The organism is Streptomyces sp. H39-C1 (assembly GCF_027158125.1).
Lineage (GTDB): Bacteria > Actinomycetota > Actinomycetes > Streptomycetales > Streptomycetaceae > Actinacidiphila > Actinacidiphila fildesensis.
The window spans coordinates 96,080-109,287 of sequence record NZ_JAPVLS010000006.1 but is presented as its reverse complement, the minus strand read 5'-3'; the positions used below and the strand labels follow the sequence as shown (position 1 = coordinate 109,287).

Below are 13,208 nucleotides of genomic sequence, written 5' to 3'. Positions count from 1 at the left end.
CATGGCCCCCGTCTTCGCCCACGGCCGCCTGCGGCTGTACCTCCTCAAGCTCCTGGACGAGGCCCCGCGCCACGGCTACGAGGTCATCCGGCTGCTGGAGGAGCGTTTCCACGGCCTCTACGCGCCCTCCGCCGGCACCGTCTACCCGCGGCTGGCCAAGCTGGAGAAGGAGGGCCTGGTCACCCACAGCACCGAGGGCGGCCGCAAGGTGTACTCCATCTCCGACGCCGGCCGCGCCGAACTGGCCGCCAGGGCCGACGAGATCGCCGACCTGGAGAACGAGATCCGCGAATCGGTCTCGACGCTGGCCGCCGAGATCCGCGAGGACGTCCGCGGCGCCGCCGGTGATCTGCGCCGGGAGATCCGGGCCGCGGCGCAGGAGGCTCGCAACTCCCCCGCGGGCAACGGTGTCGGCACCGACTTCCGCGCCATGAAGCAGGAGTGGAAGGACCAGGCCCGCCGCGCCAAGGAGGAGAGCCGCCGGGCCAAGGAGGATGCGCGCAACGCCCGCCTCCAGGCCAAGGAGGCGCAGGACTTCGCCCGGGTCGAGGTGCAGCGGATCGCCAAGCAGGTGCAGGAGCAGGTGCAGTCCCACGTCCGCGAGGGCGACTGGCAGGGCGGCCTCAAGGAGGGCCTCGCCGAACTCAACCGCGAACTGGGCGCGCTGGGCCGGGCCACCGGCCATATCTCGACCGCCTGGCCCGGCTACCTGAAGACCGATCCGGACGGCGCGACGAGCAGCACCGCTGACGCGGACGCCGCCTCGGCCGAGGTGCCGGCGGACGCGCCCGACTGGGCCAGGGAGAACGACTCCGAGGACGCCGTCGCCGACCCGGGCCGCGAGCTGGAACGCCTCCTGGACCGTTTTCGCGACGACATCCGTGACGCGGCCCGCGACCGGGGCGTGGACGCCGGTCAGCTGCGCGAGACCCGCCGCCATCTGTCGACGGCGGCTGCCCAGATCGGCGCTGTGCTGCGCGGCCGCAAGGACTGACGCGGGGACACGGACAGCGGGCTCCGACTGGTCGGAGCCCGCTGTCCGTCGGCCCGTCGTCAGCCCGTCGTCAGCACGATCTTTCCGAACAGCTCGCCGCCCGCCATCTTCTCGAAGCCCTCGCGGGCCCGTTCGAGCGGCAGTACGGAGTCGATCACCGGCCGGACACCGGTGGCCGCGCAGAAGCTGAGCAGATCCTCCAGCTCGTCCTTGGTGCCCATCGTCGAGCCGACGACCTTCAGCTCCAGGAAGAAGATCCGGGTGAGTTCGGCGGCCGGCGGGTTCGAGCCGCTCGTGGCGCCCGAGATCACCAGCGTGCCGCCGGGCCTGAGCGACTTCACCGAATGCGACCAGGTGGCGGCGCCCACCGTCTCGATCACCGCGTCGACCCGCCGCGGCAGCCGCGCGCCCGGCTCGAAGGCCTCCTCCGCGCCCAGCTCCACCGCGCGCTCACGCTTGGCCTTGTCCCGGCTCGTCGCGAACACCCGCAGTCCGGCCGCCTTCGCCAGCACGATCGCCGCCGTCGCCACCCCGCCGCCCGCGCCCTGCACCAGGACGGAATCGCCCGGCCGCACGCCCGCGTTGGTGAAGAGCATCCGGTACGCGGTCAGCCACGCGGTCGGCAGACAGGCCGCCTCCTCGAAGGAGAGCTCGGCGGGCTTCGGCAGCACGTTCCAGGCCGGCACCGACACCCGCTCGGCGAACGTCCCCTGGTACCGCTCGGTGAGGATCGAACGCGGCTCGTCCGGTCCGACGCCGTGCCCGGACTGGCCGATGACGGAGTGCAGGACGACCTCGTTGCCGTTCTCGTCGACACCCGCCGCGTCACAGCCGAGGATCATCGGCAGCCGCTCCTGCCCGAGCCCCACCCCGCGCAGCGACCACAGGTCGTGGTGGTTGAGCGACGCGGCCCGCACCGTGACCGTCGTCCACCCCTCCCGGCGTTCCGGCTCCGGGCGTTCCCCCAGCTCCAGGCCGTTCAGCGGCTGGTCACGGTCGATACGTGCGGCATAGGCAGCGAACATGCCCAGAAACTATCGGCGCGATCGACATCCGGTGAAGACCCCGCCGTACGAAGCGACATACGTCACCCTGATCCCGTCGCCCCCGGACACGTCACCCCCTGCCCTTGGTGCAACCTCCCGGGCCTCCCAGCGCACTGACACAGTGACGGGCGATCCGCCCACGCGGCACGGGGAGGGGACGACATGCGGCAGGACGGCAGCGCCGGCGGAGGCGACGACGACGCGTTGCACGCGTTCGTCGCCGGCAGACGGTTCGCGCTCTTCCGGAGCGCGTTCCTGCTGTGCGGCAACAGCGACGAGGCCGACGACCTCGTCCAGACGACACTGGTGAAGGTCATCCTGGGCTGGCGCCGGCTGGAGCGCCTCGACAATGTCGAGGCCTACGCCCGCAAGACGCTGGTCAACACCTTCATCGCCTCCCGCCGCCGCTTCTGGCACCGCGAGCAGCCCTACGGCGAACTCCCCGAGCGGATCGGCCCGGAGACCGACACCGACACCGGTGTGGCCGTCCGCGTCGCACTCTCCCGGCTCACGCCGCGGCAGCGCGCCGTGCTCGTCCTGCGGTACTGGGAGGACCTGAGCGTCGAGGCCACCGCCGAGGCGCTCGGCATGCGTGAGAACACCGTCAAGAGCCATACGGCACGCGGGATGGCGGCGCTGCGCGCCGAGATGCGGGAGGAGCGGGTATGAACCAGGACCAAGCGGTCAGAGAGCTGTTGCGGCGGGCCGTCGACGGTGTCGTCCCCGTGCCGAACGGTACGAGCGAGCGGATCTTCGCCCAGGCCCGGAGCATACGGCGGCGGCGCCGGCGGGCCCGGATCGCCGTTTCCGCGCTGGCTCTCGCCGGCGCGGTGACCGCCGGCCTGCTGCTGCCGGGTGCGGTGGACGCACGGCGGGGGCAGATCGCCGCCGGGTACAGCGGGCCGACGCAGACCGCGCTGCTCAGGGAGCTGCTCCCGCCGGAGGTGGGCCGGATCGCACTGAACAGCAAGCCCGGTAGCGGCAAGGACGTCGCGATCGGCGACGGGATGTACCTGGTGGCCAAGGGCGGGAAGTACGGCGAGATCTCGATCCACAATTTCGCTCCGGACGGGTCAGGGGCGCACGACGTCTGTGCCGAATTCGACACGAAGCGCTGGACGGCGGACTGCGGGAAGGTGGAACTGAGCGGCGGCCGCACGTTGTGGACCTGGCGCATCGTGCCCGGCATTCAGTTGTACGACGACGGCACGAAGAGCGTCGCGGGATACTGCGCCGGCCTGGGCCTTCCCGACGGCCGGACGATGTTCATCCAGGTCAACGCCGGCGACTCGCTGTCCGGCCGTCGCTCCGACCCCGCCTGGATGGCCGCGCCACCGTTGACCATGGCGCAGCTCCGCGATCTCGCGCTGCGCCCGGAGCTGCTCGTACCGCTGCCCAAGTCCTGACACCGGCGACGGCGGGGCGGCCCCCCAGGGGTCCCGCCCCGCCGTCATTCCTGTCCTGCGACAACCCGCCCGGAGGGCGGTCAGCGGCGGGCGACGCCCTCCGCGCGGGCGGCGGCCGCGACCGCGGCGGTGACCGCCGGGGCGACCCGCTCGTCGAAGGGCGACGGGATGACGCAGTCGGCGCTGAGCTCGTCGGCGACGACGGCGGCCAGCGCCTCGGCGGCGGCGATCTTCATGCCCTCGGTGATGCGCGAGGCGCGCACCTGGAGGGCGCCGGCGAAGATGCCCGGGAACGCCAGGACGTTGTTGATCTGGTTCGGGAAGTCGCTGCGGCCGGTGGCGACGACGGCGGCGTACTTGTGTGCGACATCCGGGTGGATCTCCGGCGTCGGGTTGGCCATGGCGAAGATGAAGGCGCCCTTGGCCATGGTGGCCACCGCCTCCTCGCGCACGGTTCCGCCGGACACGCCGATGAAGACGTCGGCTCCGTCCAGGGCGGTCTCCAGCGAACCGGAAAGACCAGCCTTATTGGTGTACGTGGCCAGCTCGCGCTTGACGGAGTTCAGGTCGTCACGGCCGCCGTGCACGATCCCCTTGCGGTCGGTGACGGCGACATCGCCGATTCCCGCCTCGATGAGGATCTTGGCGATCGCGACCCCGGCCGCTCCCGCGCCCGAGATCACCGCGCGCAGCTGGCCCAGCGACCGGTTGGTGAGCTTGGCGGCGTTGCGCAGCGCGGCGAGCGTCACGACGGCGGTGCCGTGCTGGTCGTCGTGGAAGACCGGGATGTCGAGGCGCTCCTGCAGCTTCCGCTCGATCTCGAAGCAGCGGGGGGCGGAGATGTCCTCCAGGTTGACGCCGCCGAAGGACGGCGCCATCCGCACCACGGTTTCGACGATCTCGTCCACGTCCGTGCAGGCCAGCGCGATGGGGACCGCGTTGACCCCGCCGAACTGCTTGAAGAGGATCGCCTTGCCCTCCATCACCGGCAGGGAGGCTTCCGGGCCGATGTCACCGAGTCCGAGCACCGCGGTGCCGTCCGTGACCACGGCCACGACGTTGGACTTCCAGGTGTAGTCGTTCACCAGATCGGGCTGCTCGGCAATGGCCGTGCAGACCTTCGCGACACCCGGCGTGTAGGCGAGGGACAGATCGTCCGCATCGCGCACCGGCACGGTCGCGGCCACCTCCATCTTTCCGCCACGGTGCAGGGCGAAGACCGGATCGATGGGAAACGTGTCCGTATCGGTCCGAGGATTGACGATCTCCGCTGCCACAATTGACCCCTTTGTCTGATTTGGTTTCGAGGGTACTACCTCCAGAAATGGAGATAGGCGGGCTCGGCATCGGTACACCCAGGCACTTGAGTGGTCCTGAAGGCACCGGCGCCAGGCATGCCGCACGCATGCCATGGGCCCCGGGATGAGGGGTAAGGATCCGTTCTACCGGAAGACCGATTCCGCTGACGAGTCCTATTCGGTTCCGCCAGAAGGAGGCGAATCGGAAATAACGGCATACAGCGCGGCAAAAAGGCCCGAATGGGGAGTAACCGCGGATACTGTGTGCGACTGGTCGGCGTGGCCCCACCGTGGTCCGGCCTTGGTGTGCCGGCCCGGTGAGAGCCCGGGGATCGCCCGTTATCCGATTTTGACACAACTGGACCACTGACTGGGTCTGTCCGGATGGCAAGATGCGCACATCACACCGGGTGGCGACACTCGAATAGGGGATCCCCACCCACCGTCTTCCCCACTCCGCCCACATTCCGCAGGAGGAACCAGCAATGACCGCACGCACCACCCGTCGCTCGGCCGCCACATCTCGGATCACAGCGGTCGGCGCGATCGCGGTCGCGGGCACCCTGCTGCTCAGCGGCTGTGGCGACCAGACCAAGAAGGACAGCGGCCCCGACACCTCGACGAAGTCGAACAGTGCTCCGCTCTTCAACAAGCTGCCCAAGAAGTTCCAGGACGCCGGTGTCATCGAGGTCGGCACCGACGCCACGTACGCCCCGATGGAGCTGAAGCAGAACGGCACCATCGTCGGCGTCGACCCCGACATCGCCGCGGCGCTCGGCAAGCAGCTCGGCGTGACGTTCAAGTTCACCAGCGGCACCTTCGACGGCCTCCTGGCCGCGATGCAGACCGGCCGCTACGGCGTCGTCATGTCCTCCGTCAGCGACACCAAGGCCCGCCAGGAGGGCCTGGACGACAAGGGGCAGAAGACCGGTAAGGGCGTCGACTTCGTCGACTACTTCACCGCGAGCACCGGCATCCTGGTCAAGAAGGGCAACCCGGAGCACATCACCTCCGTCGACGACCTGTGCGGCAAGAAGCTGGCCGTCCAGCGCGGTACGACCTTCGAGGCGGCCGCCAAGGACCTCTCCAAGAAGTGCACGACGGACGGCAAGGGAGCGCTGTCCATCGAGTCCTTCCCGACCGACGCCGAGGCCCAGACCCGCGTCAAGGCCGGCGGAGCGGTCGCCGACCTGAACGACTCCCCGGTCGCCGCGTACATCGCCAAGACCGCGGGCGGCGGCAACGACTTCGAGTCGGTGGCCAACAAGTCCGACGCCGGACCGTTCGGCATCGCCGTGGACAAGAGCAACACGCAGCTGCGCGACGCGATCAAGCTGGCGATGGACGCGATCATCGCCGACGGCAGCTACAAGGCAGCCCTCGACAAGTGGGGCGCCGGCGACGGCGCGATCACCAAGGCCGCGATCAACGGCGGCTCCTGACCCCACGCGCTCCACTGAAGGGCAGTCGCAGTGACTGACAAATTCGATAAGGAACCCGCTGACGCTCCGTCGAGCGGGTCCGCCGGGACCGCCACCGCGGTCCCCGCGGAGGCCATCCGGGCGATCCCCGTACGCCATTACGGGCGCTGGATCAGTGCGGTCGTCGTCGTGGCCGTGCTGGCCGCACTGGTGTTCTCGTTCTCCCAGGGCGATGTGCGCTGGGCGACCGTGCCGGAGAAGCTGTTCGACCACTCCATCCTGACCGGTATGTGGCACACCATCCTCATCAGCGTCCTGTCGATGCTGATGGGGCTGCTGCTCGGTGTGCTCTTCGCCGTCATGCGGCTCTCCAAGAACCCGGTGACAGGCGGCGTCGCCTGGCTCTACATCTGGTTCTTCCGCGGCACCCCGGTCTATGTACAGCTGCTCATCTGGTTCAACCTGGCGCTGATCTTCCCGGTCCTGAACCTCGGCCCGATCTACAAGAACAACATGGTCGACGTCATGACCCCGTTCGTGGCCGCCCTGCTGGGGCTCGGTCTGAACGAGGGCGCCTACATGGCCGAGATCGTGCGGGCCGGCATCCAGTCGGTCGACGAGGGCCAGACCGAGGCGTCGCACGCCCTGGGCATGAAGCAGGGCCAGACCATGCGCCGCGTGGTGCTGCCGCAGGCCATGCGGGTGATCATCCCGCCGAGCGGCAACGAGTTCATCAACATGCTCAAGACGTCCTCGCTGGTCGTCGCCGTCCAGTACCAGGACCTGCTGCGCAGCGCGCAGGACATCGCCGCGAGTTCCTTCGCGACCATGGAGATGTTCTTCGTCGCGTCCATCTGGTACCTCGCCCTGACCAGCGTGTTCAGCGTCGGCCAGTACTACCTGGAACGCCGCTTCGCCCGGGGCTCGCTGCGCAGTCTGCCGCTCACCCCGTGGCAGAAGATCAAGGCGAATCTCAGCACGTTGCGCCGTCCGGAGGTGGCCCGATGACCGTTCAGCCCATGGTCAAGGCCGAGGCCGTCCACAAGTCGTTCGGCCTGGCGCACATCCTCAAGGGGATCGAGCTGGAGGTCGCGCCGCGCGAGGTGTTCTGCCTCGTCGGCCCGTCCGGCTCGGGCAAGTCCACCTTCCTGCGGTGCATCAACCACCTGGAGCAGATCAACGCCGGCCGCCTGTGGGTGGACGGCGAGCTGGTCGGCTACCGGCAGAAGGGCGACAAGCTCTACGAGCTGAAGGACAGCGAGGTCGCGGCGAAGCGGCGGGACATCGGCATGGTGTTCCAGCGCTTCAACCTCTTCCCGCACATGACGGCGATCGAGAACGTCATGGAAGCCCCGATGCAGGTCAAGGGCGAGTCGAAGGCGACCGCCCGGGCCCGCGCGGAGCGGCTGCTCGACCGGGTCGGCCTGGCCGACAAGGCGGCCAACTACCCCTCGCAGCTGTCCGGCGGACAGCAGCAGCGGGTGGCCATCGCCCGCGCGCTGGCGATGGAGCCGAAGCTGATGCTCTTCGACGAGCCGACCTCCGCGCTCGACCCGGAGCTCGTCGGTGACGTCCTCGACGTCATGCGCGGGCTCGCCGAGGACGGCATGACGATGATCGTCGTCACCCATGAGATGGGCTTCGCCCGCGAGGTGGGCGACGCGCTGGTCTTCATGGACGACGGCATCGTCGTCGAGGCGGGGAACCCCCGTGACGTCCTGAACAACCCGCAGCACGACCGCACCAAGGCGTTCCTGTCCAAGGTGCTGTGACCCGAACGGACGAGGCCGGACGGCCGGGCCGCGAGCCCGGCCGTCCGGCCTTCTCCTGTCCGGGGCGGCGCGCGTTGTTCCGCGCGTTATTTCAGGCCGAGCACCAGCGCGTCGGGGACCGAGCGCCAGACGGCGCGGGCCTCGGCGAAGCCGGCGTCGCGGAGCGCCTGGGCGTGCCATTCGACGGAGTGCGGCTCGCCGTCGGCGTGCGAGCCGAAGATCTCGTAGCGCTCGGCGACCGGTCCGGCCAGCAGCTCGTCCTGGCGGGCCAGGTCCCACCACTCGGTCCAGTCCAGCACGCCCTCCGCCTTCTCCCGCGCCATGCGCGCGTGCCGCAGCGCCCGCTCCGCCTCGTTGATCCGGGGCGTGGATTCGTCGGGCGCGTGGTCGGCGTTCATGAAGACCCCGCCGGGCCGCAGGACGCCGGCGACCCGGCCGTACAGCTCGCGCAGCGGATCCGTCCGCAGCCAGTGCAGCGCCGTCGCGGTGAGGACGGCGTCGTACTCCCGGTGCGGGAGCCGGTCGGTCCACCGCGGGTCGCGCAGATCGGCGGTGACGAACTCGATCCGCGACTCGCCCTCGAAGTGCCCCCGGGCGATGGTCAGCAGGGCCGGATCGAGGTCGACGCCGGTGGATCGCGCCTCGGGGAAGCGCCGCAGCACGCGGTCCGAGATACTGCCCGTGCCGCACGCGAGGTCCAGCACCTTGGGCGCGGGCCCGACCAATGCCTCGACCATGTCCAGCATCACCCGGAACCGCTCCTCGCGGTCCGGCAGGTACCACTCCTGCTGGCGGTCCCAGCTCTTCTGCCAGCTCTGCCAGTCCGCGGTGCGCACCGCGGGTGCCGTCGGTGCCGCCGGTGTACCCGTCATCGCCGTCTCCCCCGTTCGTAATACCCTGATAGCTACCTCGACCATTACTGAGCCTAGAACGCACGCGTAAGGATCACAAGTGGAACTGGCCTATTACTCGGACTACGCCGTGCGCCTGGTGAACAGCGAGGAGCCGGAACGCGGGACGGACGACCTCACCGGCGTCGACGCCGTCCGCGCGCTCTTCGGCGCCAGCACCCAGGCCGCCGCGCGCAGCACCGACGCCGACGTGCCCCGGCTGCGCGCCGTACGCACCCGGCTGCGCGGGGTCTTCGAGGCCGCCGACGAGGGCGACGAGGTACGCGCCGTGGACCTGCTCAACGCGCTGCTGCTGGAGTTCCCGGTCAGCCCGCAGATCTCCGGGCACGAACACCTCGACGAGACCGGCCGGCCCGACTGGCACATGCACCTCGCCGACCACGCCGCCACCGCCACCGCGGGATACGCCGCCACCGCCTGCATGGGGCTGGCCTTCCAGCTGACCGAACTGGGCGTGGACCGGCTGGGCATCTGCGAGGCGGCCCCCTGCCGCAACGCCTATGTCGACACATCGACCAACAGATCCCGCCGCTACTGCTCCGACCGCTGCGCGACCCGCGCGAACGTGGCGGCCTACCGCGCCCGCAAGCGCCTGGAGAACGAACGGTCCGCGCTCAGCGGCCGCACACAGGACGCCGCCCACGACAGCACCCCGGCCACCGACCTCTGAAGCTCCCGGGGCGGCCGGAACCGCACCAGGGCCCGGGCGAGCACCAACTCGTCCGGCACCGTGCCGAATACGCTGCTGTCCGCGATCGGCCCGAAGGGATTGTCGGCGAGCACCCACCAGCCGCCCTCACGGCGCTCGACCGCCCGCTTCACGATGAGCAGGTCCTGCTGCAGCGGGTGCCGCAGGACCACGACGTCACCCTCCCGGACGTCCGCCGGGCCGTTGACGTTTCGCACGAACAGCCGATCGCCCTCGTAGAGCGTCGGGACCATCGAAGGACCGGTCACCTCGACCGCGTAGACCGGTCGGACCCGCCGTTCCCGCATGCTGCGCCTCCTCGTCCCTTCCTCCACCAGCCCCAGGGTGACACCAGACTTTTGTCCTAAGCCACATGGGGCACCCGAGAAAACGACTCTCCCAGGGAGTAATCTCCCACCTGGAAAGACGATCACAAGGAAGGACAGCCATGTTCTCTCGCCTGTTCGCGCCCAAGGTTAAGGTCAGCGCCCACTGCGACCTGCCCTGCGGCGTATACGACCCGGCCCAGGCCCGCATCGAGGCCGAGTCGGTCAAGGCCGTCCAGGAGAAGTACCAGGCCAACGAGGACCCGGACTTCCGGACCCGCGCCATCATCATCAAGGAGCAGCGCGCGGAGCTCGCCAAGCACCACATCTCGGTGCTGTGGAGCGACTACTTCAAGCCGCCGCACTTCGAGAAGTACCCGGAGCTGCACCAGCTCATCAACGACGCCCTCAAGGCAGGCAGTGCTGCCAAGGCGTCGAACGACCCGAAGACCGGCGAGAAGCTCCTCGAGCTGATCGCCCAGATCGACACCATCTTCTGGGAGACCAAGAAGGCCTGAGCTCCACCGGGGCCCTCGGCCTGTGACAACACCACGGTCACAGACCATTCGCCCGTACCCGGTCCGCGTTCGCGTACCGGGTACGGGCGTTCTCGCGTTCCGGGCCCGGGTGTTCAGGCGCGGTCGCTCTCCAGGGCCTGATGGGTGACGCGCAGGGCGTGGTCGGACTTCTCGTAGGTGCGCTGCGCCACGCAGACGAAGAGGCAGTCGACGACGACCAGTTGGCTGATCCGGCTGGCCATCGCGCCGGGCCGGAAGGTCGTCTCGCGGCCCGCCGACGCCAGGACGAAGTCGGCCAGCCGGGCGGCCGACGACTGCGGGTGGTTGGTGATGACGACGGTGGTCGCGCCCTCCGCGGCGGCCCGGCGCAGCGGCTCCAGGACGTCGCGGCTCTCGCCGGAGTGCGACACGGCGAGGAAGACGTCACCGGGGCCGAGCAGCACCGCGCTGGTCAGCGCGGACTGGGAGTCGCCGTGTGCGTGGCAGGGCCGTCCTATGCGCTGCAGCTTCTGGTGCAGGTCCTGCGCGACCAGCCCGGACGCGCCGACGCCGGCGATGTGCAGCTGGCCGTCGCCGCAGACCGCGAGCACGGCGCCCAGCAACTGCCCCGGATCGAGCTGGGTCTCGGTCTCCAGGACGGCCTGGGACTCGGTGTGCACCAGCTTGGCCATCACTTCCGCGGGTGAGTCCTGCCGGGTGATCCCCGAGGTCAGGGTCGAGCGCGGGGGCTGCCGGGCGGCCGAGGCGGCCAGCGCCAGCCGGAGCTCGGGGTAGCCGGAGAAGCCCAGCGCCCTGGCGGTCCTGACGATCGACGAGTCGCTGGTGCCGGCCAGCGCGCTCAGTTCGGAGATCGTGCTGCGGGCGACCTGGGCCGGGTCCTCGACGATCAGCCGGGCGATGCGCGCGGAGGCGGGTGTCAGCGAGGGCAGCAGCCCGCGTACCGTCGCGGCGAGCCCGTCGCCGGGCCCGGCCGGGGATTCCCGCTCCCGCTCCAGGCCCGGGCCGCCGGAGAGGTCTGTGCCGTTCGTGCCGTCCGTCTTCACGGGAGAAGAATGCACCGGGGGCGGCCCTTTTCGGGAGCTTCTTCCGCGGCCCGGGGGACTTGTGAGGCCATTGCGGCGGTTTGCGACCCGCGGGCTGCCGACCTCACCCGTGCGGGTGACAATGACGAGGTGACCGCCACCGGCCTGCCGCTCGACGCGCTGCGACCCCGGCTGCCCTCACCGCTGGTCGCGATCGAGGACGCCCGGCTCGCGCGGCACGGCGTCCGGTTGCTGCTGAAGCGGGACGATCTGATCCATCCGGACCTGCCGGGCAACAAATGGCGCAAGCTGCGGCTCAACCTCCAGGCCGCCGCGGACGCCGGCCACGACACCCTGCTGACGTTCGGCGGCGCCTACTCCAACCATCTGCGCGCGACCGCGGCCGCCGGACGGCTGCTCGGCTTCACGACCATCGGCGTCGTACGCGGCGACGAGCTGGCCCGGCGCCCGCTGAACGACTCGCTGGCCCGCGCCGCGGCCGACGGCATGCGGCTGGCCTTCGTCGACCGGACCACGTACCGCCGCAAGGCCGAGCCGGACGTCGCCGAAGAGCTGCGGGAGCGCTTCGGCCGCTGCTACGTGGTGCCCGAGGGCGGCAGCAACGCGCTGGCGGCCCAGGGCTGTGCCGAGCTGGGCCGGGAGCTGCGCGGCGAGGCGGACGTCGTCGCGGTGGCCTGCGGCACCGGGGGCACGCTGGCCGGGCTGGCCGCGGGGCTGGCGCCCGGCGGCCAGCGCGCGATCGGCTTCCCGGTCCTCAAGGGCGGCTTCCTCGGCGCCGCCGTCCAGCGGCTGCAGGAGGACGCGTTCGGCGGGCGGACCGGCGACTGGACGCTCGACGAGCGCTTCCACCACGGCGGGTACGCCCGCACCACCCCCGGCCTGGACGCCTTCGCGGCGGACTTCGCCGTCCGGCACGGCCTGGTCCCGGACCGCGTCTACGTGGCGAAGATGCTGCACGGCCTGTTCACCCTGGCGGACGAGGGGGCCTTCTCCCCCGGCACCCGCCTCGCGGCCGTCGTGACCGGATGAGGCATGACCGGATGAGGACGGACAACGCGTGCTGATCGAACGCGCCTACGCGCATGTTCCCGCCACCGACGAGTTCCCGCCCGGCGTCTGGCCCTGGCGGGTCCCCGCCGTCGCCCAGCTGCTCGACGGCGGGCTGCGCTTCACCTCCCCGATCACCTTCCTCGTCGGCGAGAACGGCTCCGGCAAGTCCACCCTCGTCGAGGCGCTCGCGGAGGGCTTCGGCCTGGACTCGTACGGCGGCCGGGCCGGATACAAGTACGCGAGCAACCGCGAGAAGCCCGATCTGGGCCAGCGGATCCGCTTCGACGCCACCCGGTCCGGCCGCCGCATGCTCGACGGCCCCCGCACCCGCCGCAAGGGCTTCTTCCTGCGCGCGGAGACCGCCCTGGACGCCCTGGAGCGCGAGGACGTCGCCGTGCACACCATGAGCCACGGAGAGGGCTTCCTGACGGCCTTCCGCGAGATGTTCCGGCAGCCCGGCCTGTACGTGATGGACGAGCCGGAGGCGGCGCTCTCCTTCACGTCCTGTCTGCACCTGGTGGGCCTGATGCACGAGCTCGCCGGCACCGGCGCCCAGGTGATCTGCGCCACTCACTCACCGCTGCTGACCGCGACCCCGGGCGCCACGATCCTCGAGATCGGCGAGGACGGAGCGCATTCCGCGCGCTGGGAGGACCTGGCGATCGTCGACCACTGGCGCCGGTATCTGACCGATCCCAACGCTTACCTGCGCCACATCATCGGGACGTAACCTGG

At 70.4% G+C, this 13,208-nt stretch carries 15 protein-coding genes; 10 read left to right on the top strand and 5 right to left on the bottom strand.

What is annotated here, in order from left to right:
* The first annotated feature begins 1 nt into the window (after position 1).
* Complete coding sequence (locus O3W51_RS06265) at positions 2 to 994, top strand: PadR family transcriptional regulator (protein ID WP_269284387.1); 993 nt, start codon at positions 2 to 4, stop codon at positions 992 to 994.
* Positions 995 to 1,053: 59 nt separating this feature from the next.
* Here O3W51_RS06265 and O3W51_RS06260 read toward each other — a convergent pair whose 3' ends face one another.
* Positions 1,054 to 2,019, bottom strand: a complete 966-nt coding sequence (locus tag O3W51_RS06260; protein ID WP_138350894.1) for a zinc-binding dehydrogenase — start codon at positions 2,017 to 2,019, stop codon at positions 1,054 to 1,056.
* Between the two features lie 183 nt (positions 2,020 to 2,202).
* Between O3W51_RS06260 and O3W51_RS06255 the strand changes: the two genes are divergently transcribed.
* Together O3W51_RS06255 and O3W51_RS06250 are read left to right on the top strand one after the other, a co-directional pair.
* Positions 2,203 to 2,709, top strand: a complete 507-nt coding sequence (locus tag O3W51_RS06255; RefSeq protein ID WP_138350895.1) for a SigE family RNA polymerase sigma factor — start codon at positions 2,203 to 2,205, stop codon at positions 2,707 to 2,709.
* A complete protein-coding gene (locus O3W51_RS06250) occupies positions 2,706 to 3,446 on the top strand; it encodes a hypothetical protein (RefSeq protein ID WP_269284382.1) in 741 nt (246 codons plus the stop codon). Before O3W51_RS06255 ends, O3W51_RS06250 begins: the two co-directional genes overlap by 4 nt.
* Positions 3,447 to 3,526: 80 nt before the next feature.
* Here O3W51_RS06250 and O3W51_RS06245 read toward each other — a convergent pair whose 3' ends face one another.
* A complete protein-coding gene (locus O3W51_RS06245; RefSeq protein ID WP_138350897.1) occupies positions 3,527 to 4,723 on the bottom strand; it encodes an NAD(P)-dependent malic enzyme in 1,197 nt (398 codons plus the stop codon).
* A gap of 506 nt (positions 4,724 to 5,229) precedes the next feature.
* Between O3W51_RS06245 and O3W51_RS06240 the strand changes: the two genes are divergently transcribed.
* From O3W51_RS06240 to O3W51_RS06230, 3 genes are read left to right on the top strand one after another with little or no spacing between them, the layout of a single operon-like run.
* Positions 5,230 to 6,186, top strand: coding sequence for an ABC transporter substrate-binding protein (locus O3W51_RS06240; RefSeq protein ID WP_138350898.1), 957 nt, complete (start codon positions 5,230 to 5,232; stop codon positions 6,184 to 6,186).
* A gap of 30 nt (positions 6,187 to 6,216) precedes the next feature.
* Complete coding sequence (locus O3W51_RS06235; RefSeq protein ID WP_138350899.1) at positions 6,217 to 7,173, top strand: amino acid ABC transporter permease; 957 nt, start codon at positions 6,217 to 6,219, stop codon at positions 7,171 to 7,173.
* Positions 7,170 to 7,937: an amino acid ABC transporter ATP-binding protein gene (locus O3W51_RS06230; RefSeq protein WP_138350900.1), complete on the top strand. Its 768-nt coding sequence runs from the start codon at positions 7,170 to 7,172 to the stop codon at positions 7,935 to 7,937. Before O3W51_RS06235 ends, O3W51_RS06230 begins: the two co-directional genes overlap by 4 nt.
* An 86-nt stretch (positions 7,938 to 8,023) precedes the next feature.
* Here O3W51_RS06230 and O3W51_RS06225 read toward each other — a convergent pair whose 3' ends face one another.
* Positions 8,024 to 8,809 (bottom strand): class I SAM-dependent methyltransferase, encoded by a 786-nt coding sequence (locus tag O3W51_RS06225; protein WP_138350901.1) that lies wholly within the window; start codon positions 8,807 to 8,809, stop codon positions 8,024 to 8,026.
* A 79-nt stretch (positions 8,810 to 8,888) separates the two neighbouring features.
* On the opposite strand from O3W51_RS06225, the gene O3W51_RS06220 reads away from it, so the two are divergent.
* Positions 8,889 to 9,518: a CGNR zinc finger domain-containing protein gene (locus O3W51_RS06220; protein ID WP_138350902.1), complete on the top strand. Its 630-nt coding sequence runs from the start codon at positions 8,889 to 8,891 to the stop codon at positions 9,516 to 9,518.
* On the opposite strand, the gene sodX is transcribed toward O3W51_RS06220, so the two are convergent.
* The gene (gene sodX, locus O3W51_RS06215) at positions 9,422 to 9,844 is read right to left on the bottom strand and encodes a nickel-type superoxide dismutase maturation protease (RefSeq protein WP_138350903.1); all 423 of its coding nucleotides are present in this window, start codon (positions 9,842 to 9,844) and stop codon (positions 9,422 to 9,424) included. The two genes, O3W51_RS06220 and sodX, sit on opposite strands and share 97 nt — an antisense overlap.
* Positions 9,845 to 9,984: 140 nt before the next feature.
* On the opposite strand from sodX, the gene sodN reads away from it, so the two are divergent.
* Positions 9,985 to 10,380, top strand: a complete 396-nt coding sequence (sodN, locus tag O3W51_RS06210; protein ID WP_138350904.1) for a superoxide dismutase, Ni — start codon at positions 9,985 to 9,987, stop codon at positions 10,378 to 10,380.
* Positions 10,381 to 10,493: 113 nt separating this feature from the next.
* On the opposite strand, the gene O3W51_RS06205 is transcribed toward sodN, so the two are convergent.
* Positions 10,494 to 11,423, bottom strand: coding sequence for a MurR/RpiR family transcriptional regulator (locus tag O3W51_RS06205; RefSeq protein WP_244809409.1), 930 nt, complete (start codon positions 11,421 to 11,423; stop codon positions 10,494 to 10,496).
* 129 nt (positions 11,424 to 11,552) lie between these two features.
* On the opposite strand from O3W51_RS06205, the gene O3W51_RS06200 reads away from it, so the two are divergent.
* Positions 11,553 to 12,452: a 1-aminocyclopropane-1-carboxylate deaminase/D-cysteine desulfhydrase gene (locus O3W51_RS06200; protein ID WP_244809407.1), complete on the top strand. Its 900-nt coding sequence runs from the start codon at positions 11,553 to 11,555 to the stop codon at positions 12,450 to 12,452.
* Between the two features lie 28 nt (positions 12,453 to 12,480).
* Positions 12,481 to 13,203: an AAA family ATPase gene (locus tag O3W51_RS06195; RefSeq protein WP_269284369.1), complete on the top strand. Its 723-nt coding sequence runs from the start codon at positions 12,481 to 12,483 to the stop codon at positions 13,201 to 13,203.
* Positions 13,204 to 13,208: the final 5 nt, after the last annotated feature.

Coding starts and splice junctions, on each gene's coding strand:
- O3W51_RS06240 (WP_138350898.1), top strand. CDS start 5,230: ATGACCGCACGCACCACCCGTCGCTCGGCCGCCACATCTCGGATCACA.
- O3W51_RS06255 (WP_138350895.1), top strand. CDS start 2,203: ATGCGGCAGGACGGCAGCGCCGGCGGAGGCGACGACGACGCGTTGCAC.
- O3W51_RS06250 (WP_269284382.1), top strand. CDS start 2,706: ATGAACCAGGACCAAGCGGTCAGAGAGCTGTTGCGGCGGGCCGTCGAC.
- O3W51_RS06260 (WP_138350894.1), bottom strand. CDS start 2,019: ATGTTCGCTGCCTATGCCGCACGTATCGACCGTGACCAGCCGCTGAAC.
- O3W51_RS06225 (WP_138350901.1), bottom strand. CDS start 8,809: ATGACGGGTACACCGGCGGCACCGACGGCACCCGCGGTGCGCACCGCG.
- O3W51_RS06265 (WP_269284387.1), top strand. CDS start 2: ATGGCCCCCGTCTTCGCCCACGGCCGCCTGCGGCTGTACCTCCTCAAG.
- sodX (WP_138350903.1), bottom strand. CDS start 9,844: ATGCGGGAACGGCGGGTCCGACCGGTCTACGCGGTCGAGGTGACCGGT.
- sodN (WP_138350904.1), top strand. CDS start 9,985: ATGTTCTCTCGCCTGTTCGCGCCCAAGGTTAAGGTCAGCGCCCACTGC.
- O3W51_RS06230 (WP_138350900.1), top strand. CDS start 7,170: ATGACCGTTCAGCCCATGGTCAAGGCCGAGGCCGTCCACAAGTCGTTC.